The sequence below is a fragment of the Cupriavidus sp. 05L310 genome (assembly GCF_056398185.1).
Genome location: NZ_JBFTOX010000008.1, coordinates 1 through 18,190, shown reverse-complemented (window position 1 = coordinate 18,190; position 18,190 = coordinate 1). Strand labels below are relative to the sequence as shown.

General features: G+C 63.6%; 19 protein-coding genes. 3 read left to right on the top strand and 16 right to left on the bottom strand.

Going from position 1 to position 18,190, the window contains the following annotated elements; all coding sequences use genetic code 11:
- Positions 1–98: 98 nt before the first annotated feature.
- The 16 genes from leuB to AC1DS6_RS07180 form a co-directional block, all read right to left on the bottom strand.
- On the bottom strand, positions 99–1,166 hold the full coding sequence (gene leuB / locus AC1DS6_RS07255; RefSeq protein ID WP_441635708.1) for a 3-isopropylmalate dehydrogenase: 1,068 nt from the start codon (positions 1,164–1,166) through the stop codon (positions 99–101).
- 39 nt (positions 1,167–1,205) lie between these two features.
- Complete coding sequence (leuD, locus tag AC1DS6_RS07250) at positions 1,206–1,856, bottom strand: 3-isopropylmalate dehydratase small subunit (protein ID WP_035866068.1); 651 nt, start codon at positions 1,854–1,856, stop codon at positions 1,206–1,208.
- Positions 1,857–1,866: 10 nt separating this feature from the next.
- A complete protein-coding gene (locus AC1DS6_RS07245; RefSeq protein ID WP_441635711.1) occupies positions 1,867–1,998 on the bottom strand; it encodes an entericidin A/B family lipoprotein in 132 nt (43 codons plus the stop codon).
- Positions 1,999–2,014: 16 nt separating this feature from the next.
- Positions 2,015–3,424 carry a 3-isopropylmalate dehydratase large subunit gene (gene leuC / locus AC1DS6_RS07240; RefSeq protein WP_441635713.1) on the bottom strand — a complete coding sequence of 470 codons (1,410 nt, stop codon included), beginning with the start codon at positions 3,422–3,424 and terminating at the stop codon, positions 2,015–2,017.
- A gap of 296 nt (positions 3,425–3,720) precedes the next feature.
- Complete coding sequence (locus tag AC1DS6_RS07235) at positions 3,721–4,422, bottom strand: ABC transporter ATP-binding protein (RefSeq protein WP_035866058.1); 702 nt, start codon at positions 4,420–4,422, stop codon at positions 3,721–3,723.
- Positions 4,422–5,201: a high-affinity branched-chain amino acid ABC transporter ATP-binding protein LivG gene (livG, locus tag AC1DS6_RS07230; protein ID WP_035866056.1), complete on the bottom strand. Its 780-nt coding sequence runs from the start codon at positions 5,199–5,201 to the stop codon at positions 4,422–4,424. The genes AC1DS6_RS07235 and livG overlap by 1 nt, the downstream gene beginning before the upstream one ends.
- Positions 5,198–6,472: a high-affinity branched-chain amino acid ABC transporter permease LivM gene (locus AC1DS6_RS07225; RefSeq protein WP_441635715.1), complete on the bottom strand. Its 1,275-nt coding sequence runs from the start codon at positions 6,470–6,472 to the stop codon at positions 5,198–5,200. Before AC1DS6_RS07225 ends, livG begins: the two co-directional genes overlap by 4 nt.
- A 4-nt stretch (positions 6,473–6,476) precedes the next feature.
- Positions 6,477–7,403, bottom strand: coding sequence for a high-affinity branched-chain amino acid ABC transporter permease LivH (gene livH / locus AC1DS6_RS07220; protein ID WP_441635717.1), 927 nt, complete (start codon positions 7,401–7,403; stop codon positions 6,477–6,479).
- Positions 7,404–7,598: 195 nt separating this feature from the next.
- A complete protein-coding gene (locus AC1DS6_RS07215; RefSeq protein WP_441635719.1) occupies positions 7,599–8,714 on the bottom strand; it encodes a branched-chain amino acid ABC transporter substrate-binding protein in 1,116 nt (371 codons plus the stop codon).
- Positions 8,715–9,268: 554 nt separating this feature from the next.
- Positions 9,269–10,570, bottom strand: a complete 1,302-nt coding sequence (gene gltA, locus AC1DS6_RS07210) for a citrate synthase (RefSeq protein ID WP_441635721.1) — start codon at positions 10,568–10,570, stop codon at positions 9,269–9,271.
- A 40-nt stretch (positions 10,571–10,610) separates the two neighbouring features.
- On the bottom strand, positions 10,611–10,898 hold the full coding sequence (locus AC1DS6_RS07205) for an FAD assembly factor SdhE (RefSeq protein WP_045242020.1): 288 nt from the start codon (positions 10,896–10,898) through the stop codon (positions 10,611–10,613).
- A gap of 80 nt (positions 10,899–10,978) precedes the next feature.
- Positions 10,979–11,680, bottom strand: a complete 702-nt coding sequence (locus AC1DS6_RS07200) for a succinate dehydrogenase iron-sulfur subunit (RefSeq protein ID WP_045242019.1) — start codon at positions 11,678–11,680, stop codon at positions 10,979–10,981.
- Between the two features lie 34 nt (positions 11,681–11,714).
- A complete protein-coding gene (gene sdhA, locus AC1DS6_RS07195; protein WP_045242018.1) occupies positions 11,715–13,493 on the bottom strand; it encodes a succinate dehydrogenase flavoprotein subunit in 1,779 nt (592 codons plus the stop codon).
- Positions 13,494–13,496: 3 nt separating this feature from the next.
- Positions 13,497–13,862: a succinate dehydrogenase, hydrophobic membrane anchor protein gene (sdhD, locus tag AC1DS6_RS07190; protein ID WP_006161623.1), complete on the bottom strand. Its 366-nt coding sequence runs from the start codon at positions 13,860–13,862 to the stop codon at positions 13,497–13,499.
- A gap of 13 nt (positions 13,863–13,875) precedes the next feature.
- Entirely contained in the window at positions 13,876–14,283 is a 408-nt protein-coding gene (gene sdhC / locus AC1DS6_RS07185; protein WP_045242017.1) for a succinate dehydrogenase, cytochrome b556 subunit, read from the bottom strand.
- Between the two features lie 260 nt (positions 14,284–14,543).
- Entirely contained in the window at positions 14,544–15,368 is an 825-nt protein-coding gene (locus tag AC1DS6_RS07180; protein WP_477102346.1) for a GntR family transcriptional regulator, read from the bottom strand.
- A 340-nt stretch (positions 15,369–15,708) separates the two neighbouring features.
- Between AC1DS6_RS07180 and AC1DS6_RS07175 the strand changes: the two genes are divergently transcribed.
- The 3 genes from AC1DS6_RS07175 to AC1DS6_RS07165 form a co-directional block, all read left to right on the top strand.
- A complete protein-coding gene (locus AC1DS6_RS07175; RefSeq protein WP_276290632.1) occupies positions 15,709–16,692 on the top strand; it encodes a malate dehydrogenase in 984 nt (327 codons plus the stop codon).
- A 121-nt stretch (positions 16,693–16,813) separates the two neighbouring features.
- Positions 16,814–17,794 carry an HpcH/HpaI aldolase/citrate lyase family protein gene (locus AC1DS6_RS07170; protein WP_441635727.1) on the top strand — a complete coding sequence of 327 codons (981 nt, stop codon included), beginning with the start codon at positions 16,814–16,816 and terminating at the stop codon, positions 17,792–17,794.
- Between the two features lie 118 nt (positions 17,795–17,912).
- Positions 17,913–18,190, top strand: a 278-nt coding sequence (locus AC1DS6_RS07165) for a citrate/2-methylcitrate synthase (RefSeq protein ID WP_441635729.1), incomplete at its 3' end; no start/stop codon positions are given.

Sequence of the window (18,190 nt, the reverse complement as noted above, 5' to 3'; positions counted from 1 at the left end):
CAAAGTCTACACGATTTTGCGGCGCTGCCACACGGGGGAAATCGGGGACAAATAAAAGAAAAGGCGCCGCATGCGGCGCCTTTTCAACTTGATACGGCTTACAGCGCGGCCAGGACGGCCTCGCCCATCTCGCGCGTACCGACCTGCTTGCAGCCCGGCGTCAGGATGTCGCCGGTGCGATAGCCCTGGGCCAGTACCTTCTTGACGGCGTTCTCGATGCGGTCGGCCTGTTCGGCGCGGTTCAGCGAGAAGCGCAGCATCATCGCCGCCGACAGGATGGTGGCCAGCGGATTGGCCACGCCCTTGCCGGCGATGTCGGGCGCGGAACCGTGCGAAGGCTCGTACAGGCCCTTGTTATTGGCGTCCAGCGAAGCCGATGGCAGCATCCCGATCGAACCCGTCAGCATGGCGGCCTCGTCCGACAGGATGTCGCCGAACATATTGCCGGTGACGATGACGTCGAAGCTCTTGGGTGCCTTGACCAGTTGCATGGCCGCGTTGTCCACGTACATGTGCGACAGCTCGACTTCCGGATATTCCTTGTGCACGTCGATCACGACGTCCTTCCAGAACTGGAAAGTCTCGAGCACATTGGCCTTGTCGACGCTGCACAGCTTCTTGCCGCGCTTGGCGGCGGCCTGGAAGGCGACATGCGCGATGCGGCGGATTTCCGGCTCGCTGTAGCGCATCGTGTCAAAGCCTTCGCGCGCGCCCTTGAAGGGACCGTCCGGCGCTTCGCGCATGCCGCGCGGCTGGCCGAAATAGATGTCGCCGTTCAGTTCGCGCACGATCAGGATATCCAGGCCGGCTACCAGTTCGGGCTTCAGGCTGGAGGCGCCGGTCAGCTCCGGATAGCAGATCGCCGGACGGAAGTTGGCGAACAGTTGCAGGTGCTTGCGCAGACCCAGGATGGCCTGCTCGGGACGCAGCGGGCGATCCAGCTTGTCGTACTTCCAGTCGCCCACGGCACCGAACAGGATAGCGTCGGCGTCCTTGGCCAGCTTGAGCGTGGCATCGGGCAGCGGATGGCCGCTGGCCTCGTAGCCCGCGCCGCCCACCGGCGCGGTTTCCAGCTCGAACTTCTCGTCGAGCGCGTTCAGGACCTTGACGGCCTCCGCGATGATTTCGGGACCGATGCCGTCACCCGGCAGGACTGCGATTTTCATGCTCTGTCTTCCTTTTATGTCTCGGCGTTCCAGCCAGTCTCAACCAACCACGCGATTGTTCAGCCACGGCATCTTCGCCACGCGTTCCGCCTCGTATGCCTTGATCTTGTCGGCATGGCGCAGGCTCAGGCCGATATCGTCGAAACCATTGAGCATGCAGTACTTGCGGAACGGTGCGATATCGAACGCGTAGCTGTCGCCGCCCGGCGTGATCACCAGTTGCTTGTCGAGATCGATCGTCAGCTTGTAGCCGTTGAACGCGTTGGTCTCGTTGAAGATATGGTCGACTTGCAACTCGGTCAGAACGACCGGCAGCAGGCCGTTCTTGTAGCAGTTGTTAAAGAAGATGTCGGCAAAGCTCGGCGCAATCACGGCGCGGAAGCCGTATTGCGTCAGCGCCCACGGCGCGTGCTCGCGCGAGCTGCCGCAACCGAAATTACGGCGTGCCAGCAGGATCGAGCCACCCTGGTAGCGCGGCTGGTTGAGCACGAAGTCCGGGTTCAGCGGCCGCTTGCTGTTGTCCTGGCCGGGCTGGCCCACGTCCTTGTAGCGCCACTCGTCGAACAGGTTGGGGCCGAAGCCGGTACGCTTGATCGACTTGAGGAATTGCTTGGGGATGATGGCGTCGGTGTCGACGTTCTCGCGGTCCAGGGGCACCGTGAGCCCGCTGTGTACAGTGAACTTGTCCATGGTCGGTTCCTTACTTCTTTGCCGCGTTTTCGAGCGAGCGGCCTGCGGCCTGTGTGTCCTTGCCAAGGCCGGCCATCGTATGGCAGCCGGCCAGTTGCAGCATGCACACGCATGCGAGCAACACGATCAGGGCTTGTTTCATGATGAGCCTGCGCGATTTAGCCGAGCTGGCGGATATCGACAAAGTGGCCTTCGATGGCAGCAGCGGCAGCCATCGCCGGGCTCACCAGGTGAGTCCGGCCACCCGCGCCCTGCCGCCCTTCGAAATTGCGGTTCGAGGTCGATGCGCAGCGCTCGCCCGCTTCCAGGCGGTCGGCATTCATGGCCAGGCACATCGAGCAGCCCGGCTCGCGCCACTCGAAGCCGGCGGCCTTGAAGACCTTGTCCAGCCCTTCGCGCTCGGCCTGCTCCTTGACCAGGCCAGAACCCGGCACCACCATCGCCAGCTTCACGTTGTTCGCCACGCGGCGGCCCAGCTTCTGCACGACCCAGGCGGCGGCGCGCATGTCTTCGATGCGGGAGTTGGTGCAGGAACCGATGAAGACCTTGTCGATCTTGATGCTGTCCACCGGCACGTTAGGCTGCAGGCCCATGTACTCCAGCGCGCGCTCCATGGCGTTGCGCTTGTTTGGGTCTTTTTCCTTCTCGGGATCCGGCACGCGGTCCTCGATGCTGATCACCATCTCGGGCGAGGTGCCCCAGGTCACTTGCGGGCGGACCTCTTCCGCGCGCAACTCGACCACCTGGTCGAAATGCGCGCCGGCGTCCGAATGCAGCGTGCGCCAGTAGTTCACGGCCTGCTCCCACTCCACGCCCTGCGGCGAGAACGGGCGGCCCTTGACGTATTCGAGCGTGACATCGTCGACGGCAACCAGGCCAGCGCGCGCACCCGCCTCGATGGCCATGTTGCACACCGTCATGCGCCCTTCCATGGTCAGGTCGCGGATGGCCGAACCGGCAAACTCAATGGTGTACCCGGTGCCACCGGCGGTGCCGATCTTGCCGATCACGGCCAGCACGATGTCCTTGGCGGTACAGCCGCGCGGCAGCTTGCCTTCCACGCGCACCAGCATGTTCTTGGCCTTCTTGCCCAGCAGCGTCTGTGTGGCCAGCACGTGCTCCACCTCGGAGGTGCCGATGCCGTGCGCCAGCGCGCCGAACGCGCCGTGCGTGCTGGTATGCGAATCGCCGCACACCACCGTCATGCCCGGCAGCGTGGCGCCCTGCTCCGGCCCGATCACGTGCACGATGCCCTGGCGCAGGTCGTTCATCTTGAACTGGGTGATGCCATACGCGTCGCAGTTGTTGTCCAGCGTGTCCACCTGCAGCTTCGACACCGGATCCGAAATACCCTGGCTGCGATCGGTGGTCGGCACGTTGTGGTCCGACACCGCCAGGTTGGCGCTGATGCGCCATACCGGGCGCTGCGCCAGCTTCAGGCCTTCAAACGCCTGCGGGCTGGTGACTTCGTGCAACAGATGCCGGTCGATGTACAGCATCGTGGTGCCGTCATCCTCGACGTGCACGGTGTGGTCATCCCAAAGTTTGTCGTAAAGCGTCTTGGCCATGATGCAGGGGGGCGGGCCGGGACCGTTCGGAACTGCACGGTTGGCGGCGTCGCGCGGTAGTTTGCGGGGATTTTTCGCAGGAATGCGGGCAATGAACTGCGGCTTGCTGCGATGCTTGACTTCGCAATCGATTATGCCACAGCGATAGCGCGCGACCGGGCCCTGGCCGGGCCGCGCGGCGGCGGGAATGTAATGTGATTGGCGAAAGGGGGATTTCGCCGATGGCGAAAAGGGGGGAATGGCGTGGGCGTTCTCCCGCTCGGCCGCCAGGCGGACGAGCGGGGAAAAAGATGGGCTCAACCGCCCAGATACGCGCTCTTGATACGATCGTTGGCCAACAGGTTGGCGCCAGTGTCCGCCAGCACCACGCGCCCCGTCTCCAGCACATAGCCACGATCCGCCACGCCCAGCGCCTTGTTCGCGTTCTGCTCCACCAGGAACACAGTGACGCCTTCGTCACGAATGGTCCGGATGATGTCGAAGATCTGCGCGATCACCAGCGGCGCCAGGCCGAGGGTAGGCTCATCCAGCAATAGCAGCCGGGGCCGGCTCATCAGCGCGCGGCCGATGGCCAGCATCTGCTGCTCGCCGCCGGACATGGTCCCGGCGCGCTGGGCCGAGCGCTGCTTCAGGCGCGGGAAGAGCTTGTAGACGTGCTCGACGCCCGCCTCGATCTCGTCGCGCTTGCCGAAGAAGGCGCCCATCTTCAGGTTTTCCAGCACCGTCAGGCTGGGAAACACGCGCCGCCCTTCCGGCGAGATCGCCATGCCGAGACGCATGATCTCGTGGGTAGGACGCCGCGTGATGTCCTGTCCTTCGAACATCACGCGTCCGCTCGACGCGCGCGGCGAGCCGCACACGGTCATCATCAGCGTGGTCTTGCCAGCGCCGTTGCTGCCGATCAGCGTGACGATCTCGCCCTTGTTCACTTCGATCGATACGCCAGACAGCGCTTCAATGGCGCCGTAATGGGTATGGACCTTTTCCAGCTTCAGCATCAGTCCTCTCCCAGGTAAGCCTTGATCACGCGCGGATCGTTACGCACTTCGGCCGGTTTGCCGATCACGATCGGCCGGCCGTGCTCCATCACCAGGATGCGGTCGGACACGCCCATCACCAGGCTCATGTCGTGTTCGATCAGCAGCACCGAGATCTTGAACTCGCGCCGCAACTGGTCGATCAGTTGCGACAACTCGACCTTTTCCTGCGGGTTGAGCCCGGCCGCGGGCTCATCGAGCATCAACAGGCGCGGATTGGTGATCATGCAACGCGCGATCTCCAGCCGGCGCTGGTGGCCGTACGACAGCGTGCCCGCCTCGCGGTTGGCCACGCCACGCAGACCCATGCGCTCGAGCCACACCGAAGCGCGCTCCAGCGCCTCGCGTTCGGCGCGGCGATAGGCCGGCGTGGCGAACAGCCCGTGCAGCAGGCCGGAGCGCACCTGCAGGTGCTGTGCCACCAGCAGGTTCTCCACCACCGTCAGTTGCTTGAACAGACGGATATTCTGGAACGTGCGCACCAGCCCGCGGCGCGCCACCTGGTGGCTCGGCAGGCGGGCAATCGAATGGCCGTCCAGCGAGACCTCGCCGGCGGTCGGCTTGTAGAAGCCGCCCACGCAGTTGAACACCGTGGTCTTGCCCGCGCCGTTGGGGCCGATGATGGCGAAGACTTCGTCACGGCGCACATCGAAATCGATGCCGTCGACCGCCAGCAGGCCGCCGAAGCGCATCTGCAGGCCGGAGACTTTCAGCAGTTCCGCTTGTTGAACTTGACTCATTGCGGCAACTCCACGTGGGGGCGGCTCGCGGGCAGCAGGCCCTGCGGACGCCACATCATCATCAGCACCATCACCAGGCCAAAGATCAGCATGCGGTACTCGGCAAAGCCGCGTGCCATTTCCGGCAGCGCGGTCAGCAGGATGGCCGCCAGGATCACGCCCAGTTGCGAGCCCATGCCGCCCAGCACCACCACCGCCAGGATCAGCGCGGACTCGATGAAGGTGAACGATTCGGGATTAACCAGGCCCTGGCGCGCGGCGAAGAACGCGCCGCCCAGGCCGGCGAAGGCCGCGCCCAGCGTAAATGCCGACAGCTTGATGCGGGTCGGGTTCAGGCCGAGCGAACGGCAGGCGATCTCATCCTCGCGCAGGGCTTCCCACGCGCGCCCCATCGGCATGCGGATCAGCCGGCTGGTGACGAACAGCGTGAAGCCCACCAGCAGCAGCGCCAGCAGGTACAGGAAGATCACCATGTGCTCGCCGCTGTAGTCCCAGCCCAGCAGCTCGTGGAAAGTCTTGGCGCCCTCCACGCTCGCGCTGCGTGCCATCTCGATGCCGAACACGGTCGGCTTCGGGATGCCCGACACGCCGTCCGGGCCACCGGTCAGGCTGGTCAGGTTGTTGAGCAGCAGGCGGATGATTTCGCCGAAGCCCAGCGTGACGATGGCCAGGTAATCGCCACGCAGCCGCAGCACCGGGAAGCCCAGCAGGAAACCGAAGGTGGCCGACATGCAGGCTGCGATCGGCAGGCATTCCCAGAAGGTCAGGCCGAAGTACTGGTTGAGCAGTGCGTAGGTGTAGCCGCCCACCGCGTAAAAGCCGACGTAGCCCAGGTCAAGCAGCCCGGCGTAGCCCACCACGATGTTCAGGCCCAGCCCGAGGATCACGTAGATCAGTGCCAGCGTGGCCACGTCCACCGCGCCGCGCGAGCCGAAGAACGGGAACACCAAGCCGACCGCCAGCAGCAGCCAGATCACCTTGCGTTGCTGGCCGGTGCCCAGCGCGGGCAGGCTCGGCACCTTGACGCCGGCGGTGGCGCGCAGGAACAGCGGCTTGAACAGCTGGAACAGGAAGACCGCGCCCACCGCCAGCCAGACCGGCTTCCAGTGCGGCTCGAACACAACCTTGTAGCCGTCCAGCTTGAGCTGCAGCCCCAGCACGGGAATAGTCAGGATGGCCGTCATCACGGCCGCGACGATGGCGTTCTTCAGGGTCTGCCCTGCCGGGGCGCTTTGCGCCACGTTGATCGGCGTAGAAATAGCTTGTGTCATGGCGTCATACCTTTTCAACGTCGGGCTTGCCCAGCAGGCCGGTCGGGCGGAACAGCAGGATCAGCACCAGCAGGCCGAAGGCCACCACGTCCTTGTACTCGGCCGGCATGTAGCCGGAGGCAAAGGTTTCCGCCAAGCCCAGCAGCACACCGCCCAGCATGGCGCCGGGGATGCTGCCGATGCCGCCAAGCACCGCCGCGGTAAAAGCCTTGATGCCTGCGACGAAGCCGATATAGGGATTGAGCTTGCCGATGGTCAGGCCGATCAGCACACCGCCCACCGCCGCCAGCATCGCGCCCAGCACGAAGGTGAAGGAGATCACGCGGTTGGTGTCGATGCCGAGCAGGTTGGCCATGCGCATGTCTTCGGCGCAGGCGCGGCAGGCGCGGCCCATGCGCGAATGGCCGATAAACAGCGTCAGCGCGATCATCAGCACCAGCGTCACGCCCACGATCAGCAGCCGCGAATACGGCATGGTCACGGTGAAGTCGCTGCCCATCTGGAACTCGATGGCGCCGGAGAGCAGCACCGGCACGGACACGTCGCGCGCGCCCTGCCCGATCTGCACATAGTTCTGCAGGAAGATCGACATGCCGATGGCGGAGATCAGCGGCACCAGCCGCGGCCCGCCGCGCAGGGGCCGGTAGGCCACCCGCTCCACCGCGAAGCCGTACAGGCCGGTGACCAGCACCGAAACCAGCAAGGCGGCGCCCAGCACCAGCGGCAGCGGATAACCCGCGCTCGCACCGATCGCAGTGAGCGTCACCAGGCCCACGTAGGCGCCGATCATATAGATCTCGCCGTGGGCAAAATTGATCATGCCGATGATGCCGTAGACCATGGTGTAGCCAATGGCAATCAGCGCATAGATCGCACCCAGCGTCAGGCCATTGACCAGTTGCTGGGTGAACTGCGGAAGGAACTCGTTCATGCGGGAAGCCCCATAACTTTGAAGCAGGAGAAGCCGGCGCTGCAGGAGATGCGCAAGCGCCTGGCAAGCTCCGTGATGCCGGAGTTGCCCAGGCACCGGCTGCGGCGGATAAGCCGCACCGGCCGGGCAACCGGACCCCGATACCAAAACGCCCCGCTCAAACCATGAGCGGGGCGTATCAAGCCGATGTGCGGCTTAGTTGGCAGCGGTCTTGGTAGCGTCCTTGTGCCAGGTGAACACAACGAACCTGAACGACTTCAGGTCGCCCTGCGCGTCGTACTCGACCTTGCCGATCGGGGTCTGGAAGGCGTTCTTGTGCATGTAGGCCGCGACCTTGGTCGGGTCGGTGCTCTTGGCGCCGGCGATGGCGTCGCCGATGATCTGGACCGCGGCATAGGCCGGCATCTGGAACGGGCCGTTGGCATCGCGCTTTTTGTCGGCGAAAGCCTTGACCAGCGCGGCATTGGACGGATCGGCGGAGAAGTCGGCCGGCAACGTCACCAGCATGCCTTCGGACGACGCGCCGGCAATGGCGGTCACGTCCTTGTTGCCCACGCCTTCAGGCCCCATGAAGGTCGCCTTGACGCCCTGCTCGCGCGCCTGGCGCATCAGCAGGCCCATTTCCGGGTGGTAGCCGCCGAAGTAGACGAAGTCCACGCCTTGCGACTTGAGCTTGGTGATCACGGCGGAGTAGTCCGAATCGCCGGCATTCACGCCTTCGAACACGGCGACCGGGATCTTGGCGGCTTCCAGGTCCTTCTTCACCGAGGACGCGATGCCCTGACCGTACGACTGCTTGTCGTGCAGGATCGCAACCTTCTTGGGCTTGACCTTGGTGATGATGTACTGGGCAGCGGCCGGGCCTTGCTGGTCGTCACGGCCGATGGTGCGGAAGATGAACTTGCGCTTCTTGTTTTCGGTCAGCTGCGGCGCGGTGGCCGACGGGGTGACCATCACGACGCCTTCGTTCTCGTAGATGTCGGAGGCGGGGATGGTCGAGCCCGAGCACACGTGCCCGATTACGTAGTGGATCTTCTGGCTGACGATCTTGTTGGCAACCGCCACGGCTTGCTTGGGTTCGCAGGCGTCGTCCATCAGCACCACTTCGAACTTGTTGCCGCCCGCGCCGCCGGCGGCATTGATCTGCTCGATGGCAGTCAGCGCGCCAGCCTTGACCATGTCGCCGTACTGGGCAACCGAGCCGCTCATGGGGCCGGCAATGGCAATCTTGATGGTCTCCGCGTTGGCGGTGGCGCCGAAAGCGCACAGGGCCGTGGCCAGGGAGATGGACGTAAGACGGGACAGCGTCATCAGGAGCTCCTCGATATGTATTGGTCATGGACTGAGGCGGCATGACCTGCGCAATCGAACAACACCCGCGAGCTACAACCTGGAAGACGCCCGAGACGCGGAAGACGGGCCTGCAAGACATAAAGCGTGTGCGGGGCCCGGCATGTGCCAGCCCTCCCGGATACAGCGGAGAGGACCTTGGTTCGGAAAGACAACGTTAATGCGTTCTCTATTGCGCAGGTGATTCGCCTGCCCCGCTCGCCTCAACGCAGTCCGGAAGGGTGGCCCGGCTGCTGTCGGCAAAGCAGCCCGCATTATAGGGTCAAACTCCGCGCCGGATGGCATATTTGCACAACAAATGAGGACGCAATTAGCAGATTTTCGGCACAAATCATCGAAAATTGACGTTTTCGCCACCTTTTCGGCAATCGTTCTTTTGCGACGCACAAGGGCTGCCTGGCCTGAATGACAAACGCCCCGGCATGGCCGGGGCGTTTGGTATTGCTGCGCTGCTCACGGGGACCAGGTTATCCACACCCTACTTCGGCATGGCCCCCTGCCCTTGGGCGAAAAGCTCAACGCGTGCCGATATCCGGCACGTTGCGGCTTGCCGCACCGTTGAACAGCTGGCGCGGACGGCCGATCTTGTACTCCGGATCGGTGATCATTTCTTCCCACTGCGAGATCCAGCCCGGCGTGCGTGCCAGGGCGAAGATGCAGGTGAACAGCGACGTCGGGATGCCCAGCGCGCGCTGCACGATGCCCGAGTAGAAGTCGACGTTCGGGTACAGCTTGCGGCTGACGAAGTACTCGTCTTCCAGCGCGATCTTTTCCAGTTCCATGGCGAGCTTGAACAGCGGGTCGTTGTGCAGGCCCAGTTCGTTCAGCACTTCATAGCAGGTTTCGCGCATCAGCTTGGCACGCGGGTCGTAGTTCTTGTACACGCGGTGGCCAAAGCCCATCAGGCGGACGCCCGAGTTCTTGTCCTTGACCTGCTTGATGAACTCCGTGATGTTGTCGACGCTGCCGATTTCCTCAAGCATCTTGAGGGCGGCTTCGTTGGCGCCACCGTGGGCCGGGCCCCACAGGCAAGCCACGCCGGCGGCGATGGCGGCGAACGGGTTGGTACCCGAGGAGCCGGCCAGGCGCACCGTGGAGGTGGATGCGTTCTGCTCGTGGTCCGCGTGCAGGATGAAGATGCGGTCCAGCGCGCGCTCGAGCACCGGGTTCACCTTGTACGGAGCGCACGGCGTGGAGAACATCATCTGCATGAAGTTGCCCGAGTAGGACAGGTCGTTCTGCGGATAGATGTACGGCTGGCCGATGTTGTACTTGTAGGCCATGGCGACCAGGGTCGGCATCTTGGCGATCAGGCGGATCGCGGAGATTTCGCGCTGGTGCGGATCATCGATGTCCATGGCGTCGTGGTAGAACGCGCTCATGGCACCCACCAGGCCCGTCAGGACGGCCATCGGGTGGGCATCGCGGCGGAAGCCGCGCAGGAAAAACTGCATCTGCTCGTGAACCATGGTGTGGTTCATCACGGCACCGACGAATTCTTCCTTCTGCTTGGCGTTGGGCAGTTCGCCCTTGAGCAGCAGGTAGCAGGTTTCCAGGTGGTCGCACTTGGTCGCCAGCTGCTCGATCGGGTAGCCGCGGTACAGCAGTTCGCCCTTGTCGCCGTCGATATAGGTGATCTTCGAATTGCACGAAGCCGTCGACATGAAACCGGGGTCATAGGTGAACTTGCCGGTTTGTCCGTACAGCTTGCGAATATCGATTACGTCGGGGCCAACGGTACCCGTATAAATCGGCAGCTCAACGCTGGGGGAACCATCGGAAAACGATAGCGTGGCTTTCACATCGGACGGCGTCATGTCGGTTCCTTCTAATGCTGACTAATAATGTTGACGAAACTCAGACCGAACGCAGCAGGGCAATCACGTGCTGCATCGGGGGCGTGTCGAGCTCACCGTCCAGCTCCTTGCGGGCAAGCAGCAGGTCCATCAACTCGTTGTCGCTCAGCTCGAACAGCTCGGAGAGCGCGGCCACGTCCTGGTCGGATAGGCTTTCTTCGTAACGGTTGAAAAAACGTTCGACGATGATGTCGTTCTCCAGGAGGCCGCGCCGCGCGCGCCAGCGCAGTCGCGCACGCCGGTGCGGATCGGCCTGGTGGGAGAAACTGGGGGAAACACTTTCGGTCATAGGTACCTACTTCCGGCGCGCCGGTCGGGTATGCAGTTTGATAGCCCGGACTGACGCGCCGCTTACATCCACCGCGCGGATCAGACCGAGCGGCGAACCATCAGCTCCTTGATCTTGCCGATGGCCTTGGTCGGGTTCAGTCCCTTCGGGCAAACGTCGACGCAGTTCATGATGCTGTGGCAACGGAACAGGCGGTACGGGTCGTTCAGGTCGTCCAGACGCTCGCTGGTCGCCTGGTCGCGGCTGTCCGCGATAAAGCGATAGGCTTGCAGCAGGCCGGCCGGGCCGACGAACTTGTCCGGGTTCCACCAGAACGACGGGCACGACGTCGAGCAGCTTGCGCACAGGATGCACTCATACAGGCCATCCAGCTCGTCGCGTTCCTCGGGCGACTGCAGGCGCTCTTTCTCGGGCGGCGGCTCGTCGTTGATGAGGTACGGCTTGATCGAGTTGTACTGCTTGAAGAACTGCGTCATGTCGACGATCAGGTCGCGCACCACCGGCAGGCCGGGCAGCGGACGCAATACGATGCGGTCCGGCAGCTCGCGCATATTGGTCAGGCAGGCCAGACCGTTCTTGCCGTTGATGTTCATCGCGTCCGAACCACACACGCCTTCGCGGCAGGAACGGCGGAACGAGATGGTTTCGTCCAGCTTCTTCAGCTTGACCAGCGCGTCCAGCAACATGCGCTCATGACCGTCAAGCTCGACCTCGTAAGTCTGCATGCGGGGCGCAGCATCCTTGTCCGGATCGTAGCGGTAGACTTCGAAAATACGCTTCATTTCTGTGGGTCCTGTGGGTCGTCTACGGCGGTGCTTAGAAGGTCCGGGCCTTGGGCGGAACGCTTTCCACCGTCAGCGGGTTCATCTTCACCGGCTTGTATTCGAGGCGGTTGCCTTCGCTGTAGAACAGGGTGTGCTTGAGCCAGCTCTCGTCGTCGCGATTCGGGAAATCGCTGTGCGCGTGCGCACCGCGGGATTCCTTGCGGGCAGCCGCCGAGATCATGGTGGCCTTCGCCACTTCCACCAGGTTGGCCACTTCCAGGGCTTCCACCAGTGCGGTGTTGAAGACCTTGGACTTGTCCTTCAGGTGAATGTTGTTGGCACGCTCGGTCACTTCCAGGATGCGCTCGACGCCCTCATCCATCAGCTTCTGCGTACGGAACACGCCCGCATGCGACTGCATGTTCTTGCGGATGTCGTTGGCCACGTCCTGGGTGTATTCACCCGAGGTCGACGATTGCAGCTTGGCCAGGCGCGACATGGCGCGGTCGGCGGCATCGGCCGGCAGCGGCTTGTGCTCTTTCTGCTTGATCGCCGTCGCCGCGATATGGTTGCCGGCCGCGCGGCCGAACACCACCAGGTCCAGCAGCGAGTTGGTGCCCAGGCGGTTGGCGCCGTGCACCGACACGCAGGAGCATTCGCCGATCGCGTAGAAACCGTTGATGACCTCGTTGGGATTGCCGTTCTTCGGCGCCACCACCTGGCCATTGATATTCGTCGGGATACCGCCCATCTGGTAATGGATGGTCGGCACCACCGGGATCGGTTCCTTGATCGCGTCCACGTTGGCGAACTTGACGCCGATCTCGCGGATCGACGGCAGGCGCTTCATGATGGTGTCCGCGCCAACGTGCGTCAGGTCCAGCAGCACGTAGTCGCCGTTCGGGCCGCAGCCGCGGCCTTCCTTGATTTCCTGGTCCATCGAGCGCGAGACGAAGTCGCGCGGCGCCAGGTCCTTCAGCGTCGGCGCATAGCGCTCCATGAAGCGCTCGCCGTCCTTGTTGCGCAGGATACCGCCTTCGCCGCGCACGCCTTCGGTGATCAGCACGCCCGCGCCGGCCACGCCGGTCGGGTGGAACTGCCAGAACTCCATGTCCTCCAGCGGCACGCCTGCGCGCGCTGCCATGCCCAGGCCGTCACCGGTGTTGATGAAGGCGTTGGTCGAAGCGGCATAGATCCGGCCGGCGCCGCCGGTGGCGAACAGCGTGGTCTTGGCTTCGAGGATGTAGACTTCGCCGGTTTCCATTTCCAGCGCGGTCACGCCCAGCACGTCGCCGTCGGCGTCGCGGATCAGGTCCAGCGCCATCCATTCGACGAAGAAGTGCGTCTTGGCGCGCACATTACGCTGGTACAGCGTATGCAGCAGTGCGTGGCCGGTACGGTCGGCCGCGGCGCAAGCGCGCTGGACCGGCTTCTCGCCGTAGTTGGACGTGTGGCCGCCAAACGGACGCTGGTAGATGGTGCCGTCGGGGTTGCGGTCGAACGGCATGCCGAAGTGTTCGAGCTCGTAGACCACCTTGGGCGCTTCACGGCACATGAATTCGATCGCGTCCTGGTCGCCCAGCCAATCGGAACCCTTGATGGTGTCGTAGAAGTGATAGTGCCAGTTGTCCTCGCTCATGTTGCCGAGCGAGGCGCCGATGCCGCCCTGCGCCGCCACGGTGTGCGAGCGGGTCGGGAAAACCTTGGAAAGCACGGCCACGTTCAGGCCGGCCTCTGCGAGCTGGAGGGATGCGCGCATCCCGGCGCCGCCCGCCCCGACGATGACCACGTCAAAGCGACGACGCGGCAATCCTGTCTTGACTGCGACCATTTATTACACCCTCCAGAGAATCTGAGCTGCGTAGCCCGCGCAACCGACGAGCCACAGAATCGTAAGAACTTGCAGCACGAGGCGCACGGCCATCGGCTTCACATAGTCCATCCAGATGTCGCGCACGCCAATCCAGGCGTGAAACAGCAGCGACAGGATGGTGAGGAACGTGATGATCTTCATCCATTGGTTGGCGAAGAGACCTGCCCACGCTTCGTAGGAAGCGCCGTTCGAGAGCAGGAAGGCGACTGCCAGCACGACGGTGAAGACCACCATGATGACAGCGGTGACGCGCTGCGCGAGCCAGTCTTTCAGACCGTAGTGCGCACCGACGACCAGACGCTTGGGACCGATATTATTATTTGCCACGTTGACTCTCTCCTCAGAACAGGCCGAACAGCTTCAGGCCGAACACCGCGGTGAGCAACAGGCTGATGATCAGCACGGAGACAGCGGACTTGGCCGAAGCGGCCTTGGTCACACCGACGTGCACGTCGAGCAGCAGGAAACGGATGCCAGCGCAGAAGTGGTGCAGGTAACCCCAGATCAGGGCCAGCAGAACCAGCTTGACGAAGCCACCGGACAGCAGCGCCGAGAACTTTGCGAAACTCAGTTCGGAAGTGACGCTCTGCTCGAAGAGATACAGGACGAAAGGAAGGAGGAGGAACATCAGAGCACCGCTTGCGCGATGCAGGATGGACACCTTGCCGGCCCAGGGCAACCTGTAACGCGCCAGCTGCGTCACATGGATGTTCCGGAACTCCGGCCTGGCTTGTTTGGCTTCAGCCATGCGAGACCCCATTTTGCGGTAAACAAAAAACAAAACTACTGAGCGCTCTGGATGCAAATGGATGCAGCCGGAGCAAATCCCGATAATTTTAGCGCCTTTGTTGCGCGGCGCACCAATAATTTTCAGCTATCGCGCACCAACATGGCGTGCCCGACAATCGAACGCAACCACGCCGCCCGGTAATCTCCCCCGCTTTGCGCAACGGCGGGGTCCGCCGTGGCGGCGTCGGCAATAATCCACCCGCATTTCCACACGGCAGCTCAGCTCAAATCGTTCTGATAATAGTGCCGGGTAGTGACGTACAGCCCCCGCCGGACCTCGACGGGCCGGTCGCCATAGGTGAACGAGACCCGCTCGACGGACAAAAGCGGCGTCCCCGCATCGACGGACAGCAGGGTGGCGGTGGCGCTATCTGCCGCCACGGCGCGGATTTTCTCGGTGGCCCGGATCATGCGCGTGCCGAATTCGGCCTCGAACAGCGCATACATCGGCCCCTTCCATTCGGTCAGCTTTTCGGCGGTCAGGCCCTTGAAGTTGGTACCCAGCAGCCAGATTTCGTCCAGCACCGTGGCTTCGCCGGAGAAAAACAGCACGCGGCGGATCTGCACCACGCTATCGCCGGTGCGGATCTCCAGCAGGCGTGCGATTTCGGCCGGCGCGCGCAGGCGCTTGCACTCCAGCACCTGGCTTGCGCCATAATGCGGCTCGCCCTCGTCCGGCACCAGGCGCAGGAAGCGGAACTTCACGCCATCCTCGTGGTGCGTCGTGACAAAGGTGCCCTTGCCCTGCCGGCGCGCGACCAGGTTCTCGGCCGCGAGTTCGTCGATCGCCTTGCGCACGGTGCCCTGGCTGACCTTGTAGCGCGCGGCAAGGTCCATCTCGCTGGGGATCATTTCGCCTGGCTTCCATTCGCCGGACTGCAGGCTCTGCGTGATGAGCGCCTTGATCTGCTGATAGAGCGGGCTGAACGTAGGCGAGGCCGCGGCGGCCGCGGACGGCTGCGTCCCGGCGCCGGGCGCAGCGGCGCCGTTATCCTGCACTGCAGCAACGGCAGTGCCGGCGAGGGACGGGGGCAGGGATGACATAACCGAATTTCACCACAAAATGGCAAAGGGCGTCCAGCCCGACATCAAATGTCTTATGTCTTATATAAGACATATGAATTGACAACACAATTGAGCCGGCCTACACTCCCGCAGGTTTCACGCTGGCATCCACTCTGGATACGGCACCCCTCTTCGCAGTAGACTTACGCTTTGTCGCACCCCATGACCCGTTGTGGCTCTCTCCAGTCGGCATCGTTAGCAGCGCGCCGGTGGATTGCCGCCTGCCGCCGTGGCGACAAATCCGCACCCGGTGACGTCCGGACCCCCGTCCGGCTCGCCACCGACCAGTTTCCCCCTCTTCTTGTTTGGAGAATTACTCATGGCTAAAGCCCCAATGCGCGTCGCAGTCACCGGCGCCGCTGGCCAGATCGGCTACTCCCTGCTGTTCCGCATTGCCAATGGCGACATGCTCGGCAAAGACCAGCCGGTCATCCTCCAACTGCTCGACCTCCCGCAAGCCCAGGCCGCCGTCAAGGGCGTGGTGATGGAACTGGAAGATTGCGCATTCCCGCTGCTGGCCGGCGTGGTGATCACCGACGATCCCAAGGTCGCGTTCAAGGATGCCAACGTCGCGCTGCTGGTCGGTGCCCGTCCGCGCAGCAAGGGCATGGAGCGCAAGGACCTGCTCGAAGCCAACGCCCAGATCTTCACGGTGCAGGGCAAGGCACTGGACGAAGTCGCCGCCCGCGACATCAAGGTGCTGGTGGTCGGCAACCCGGCCAATACCAACGCCTATATCGCGATGAAGTCGGCTCCGAGCCTGCCCAAGGAGAACTTCACCGCCATGCTGCGCCTGGATCACAATCGTGCCCTGTCGCAAATCGCCGCCAAGACCGGCAAGCCTGTCGCGTCGATCGAGAAGATGTTCGTCTGGGGCAACCACAGCCCGACCATGTACGCCGACTACCGCTACGCGACCGTCGACGGCCAGAGCGTCAAGGACCTGATCAACGACCACGCCTGGAACAATGACGTGTTCCTCCCGACCGTCGGCAAGCGCGGCGCCGCCATCATCGAGGCGCGTGGCCTGTCGTCGGCAGCTTCGGCCGCCAACGCCGCCATCGACCACGTGCATGACTGGGTCCTGGGCTCGAACGGCAAGTGGGTCACCATGGGCATCCCGTCCGACGGTTCCTACGGCATCCCCGAGGACACCATGTTCGGCTTCCCGGTGACCACCGCCAACGGCAAGTATGAAATGGTCAAGGGCCTTGAAGTCGACGCCTACAGCCGGGAAAAGATCAACATCACGCTCAAGGAACTGGAAGAAGAGCGTGCCGGCGTGCAGCATCTGCTCGGCTGATCCAGGCACCGCCAATGACTAAGCCGGAGCCCCGCAACGATTCACGAATCGGCGCGGGCTCCGGTTTTTTCATTCTGGCGCCCCGCCCTTCCCTCCCCCAACCGCTATCCGATTGAATAAAGTGCATCCTTCCGAGGTCTTGTTCCAGGGCGAAGCCATTCCGACGCAACTGCCGGTCTGCGACCACTATGCCGGCAGCGAAAAGCTGATGCTGAAATCGCTTGCCCTGCAGCAAGAGCTTGGGCCCGTGTTCGATATCACTTTCGACTGCGAAGACGGCGCCGCCGTGGGCCTGGAGCGCGATCACGCCGAATTGTGCGCTCGCCTCATCAACGGCCCGCTGAACCGCTTCAACCGCGTGGGCGTTCGCGTACACGACCCTGCCCATGCCAGCTGGCGCCAGGACATCGACATCCTGGTCGGCAGTGCCGGCGCCCGCCTGGCCTATGTGGTCGTGCCCAAGGTAACCGACGTGGTGGAGGTCGCCCGCGTCACCGACCACGTCAACCAGGCCGCGCGCGCGGCCGGCATTGCGCGCCACATCCCCATTCATGTGCTGATAGAGACGCACGCCGCGCTGGAGCAGGCTTTCGATATCGCCCGGCTGGTGCAGGTGGAATGCCTCAGCTTCGGCTTGATGGATTTCGTCTCGGCGCACCACGGTGCCATTCCGGGCGAAGCCATGCGCTCGCCGCAGCAGTTCGAGCACCCGCTGATCCGGCGTGCCATGCTCGAGATCTCGGCAGCCTGCCATCGTCATGGCAAAGTGCCGTCGCACAATGTCAGCACCGATATCGAGCAGCCCGCGCGCGCTGGAGACGATGCGATACGGGCGCGTGCCGAGTTCGGCTACCTGCGCAAGTGGAGCATCCACCCCAGCCAGATCCAGCCGATCGTGGCGGCCTTCCGCCCTGGCGGCGCGGAGATCGGCGCGGCCAGCGAGATACTGATGGCCGCCTACGAGAACAACTGGGCGCCGATCCGCCACCAGGGCCAGTTGCACGACCGCGCCAGCTACCGCTATTACTGGTCGCTGCTGCAGCGTGCGCATGCCACCGGCGCCGGCCTGCCGGGCAATGTGCTGGACCGCTTTTTTGCATGAACGCTGCCTGGGGCGTGGCATCGCGCGGCATTTGCGCGGTGCGCCCAGGCAATGACCACCCTATGACACAGGGTCCAGCCCGGGCCAGGCGCGGGTGAGAGGCCAGACAGGAGACACGATGTCAGAGCAGCAGCCAGTCCCGCAGAACACCCCTAAGCCGAAGAAATCCGTCGCCCTGTCGGGCGTGACCGCCGGCAATACAGCGCTATGCACGGTCGGCCGTACCGGCAACGACCTGCACTACCGTGGCTACGACATCATCGACATCGCCGAGACCTGCGAGTTCGAAGAGATCGCCCACCTGCTGGTGCACGGCAAGCTCCCCACCCGCGCCGAACTCACCGCCTACAAGGCCAAGCTCAAGGCCCTGCGCGGCCTGCCCGCCAACGTCAAGGC

Bases quoted from the DNA above. Each gene is read 5' to 3' on its own strand.
- leuB (WP_441635708.1), bottom strand. From the start codon at position 1,166: ATGAAAATCGCAGTCCTGCCGGGTGACGGCATCGGTCCCGAAATCATC.
- leuD (WP_035866068.1), bottom strand. From the start codon at position 1,856: ATGGACAAGTTCACTGTACACAGCGGGCTCACGGTGCCCCTGGACCGC.
- AC1DS6_RS07245 (WP_441635711.1), bottom strand. From the start codon at position 1,998: ATGAAACAAGCCCTGATCGTGTTGCTCGCATGCGTGTGCATGCTGCAA.
- leuC (WP_441635713.1), bottom strand. From the start codon at position 3,424: ATGGCCAAGACGCTTTACGACAAACTTTGGGATGACCACACCGTGCAC.
- AC1DS6_RS07235 (WP_035866058.1), bottom strand. From the start codon at position 4,422: ATGCTGAAGCTGGAAAAGGTCCATACCCATTACGGCGCCATTGAAGCG.
- livG (WP_035866056.1), bottom strand. From the start codon at position 5,201: ATGAGTCAAGTTCAACAAGCGGAACTGCTGAAAGTCTCCGGCCTGCAG.
- AC1DS6_RS07225 (WP_441635715.1), bottom strand. From the start codon at position 6,472: ATGACACAAGCTATTTCTACGCCGATCAACGTGGCGCAAAGCGCCCCG.
- livH (WP_441635717.1), bottom strand. From the start codon at position 7,403: ATGAACGAGTTCCTTCCGCAGTTCACCCAGCAACTGGTCAATGGCCTG.
- AC1DS6_RS07215 (WP_441635719.1), bottom strand. From the start codon at position 8,714: ATGACGCTGTCCCGTCTTACGTCCATCTCCCTGGCCACGGCCCTGTGC.
- gltA (WP_441635721.1), bottom strand. From the start codon at position 10,570: ATGACGCCGTCCGATGTGAAAGCCACGCTATCGTTTTCCGATGGTTCC.
- AC1DS6_RS07205 (WP_045242020.1), bottom strand. From the start codon at position 10,898: ATGACCGAAAGTGTTTCCCCCAGTTTCTCCCACCAGGCCGATCCGCAC.
- AC1DS6_RS07200 (WP_045242019.1), bottom strand. From the start codon at position 11,680: ATGAAGCGTATTTTCGAAGTCTACCGCTACGATCCGGACAAGGATGCT.
- sdhA (WP_045242018.1), bottom strand. From the start codon at position 13,493: ATGGTCGCAGTCAAGACAGGATTGCCGCGTCGTCGCTTTGACGTGGTC.
- sdhC (WP_045242017.1), bottom strand. From the start codon at position 14,283: ATGGCTGAAGCCAAACAAGCCAGGCCGGAGTTCCGGAACATCCATGTG.
- AC1DS6_RS07180 (WP_477102346.1), bottom strand. From the start codon at position 15,368: ATGTCATCCCTGCCCCCGTCCCTCGCCGGCACTGCCGTTGCTGCAGTG.
- AC1DS6_RS07175 (WP_276290632.1), top strand. From the start codon at position 15,709: ATGGCTAAAGCCCCAATGCGCGTCGCAGTCACCGGCGCCGCTGGCCAG.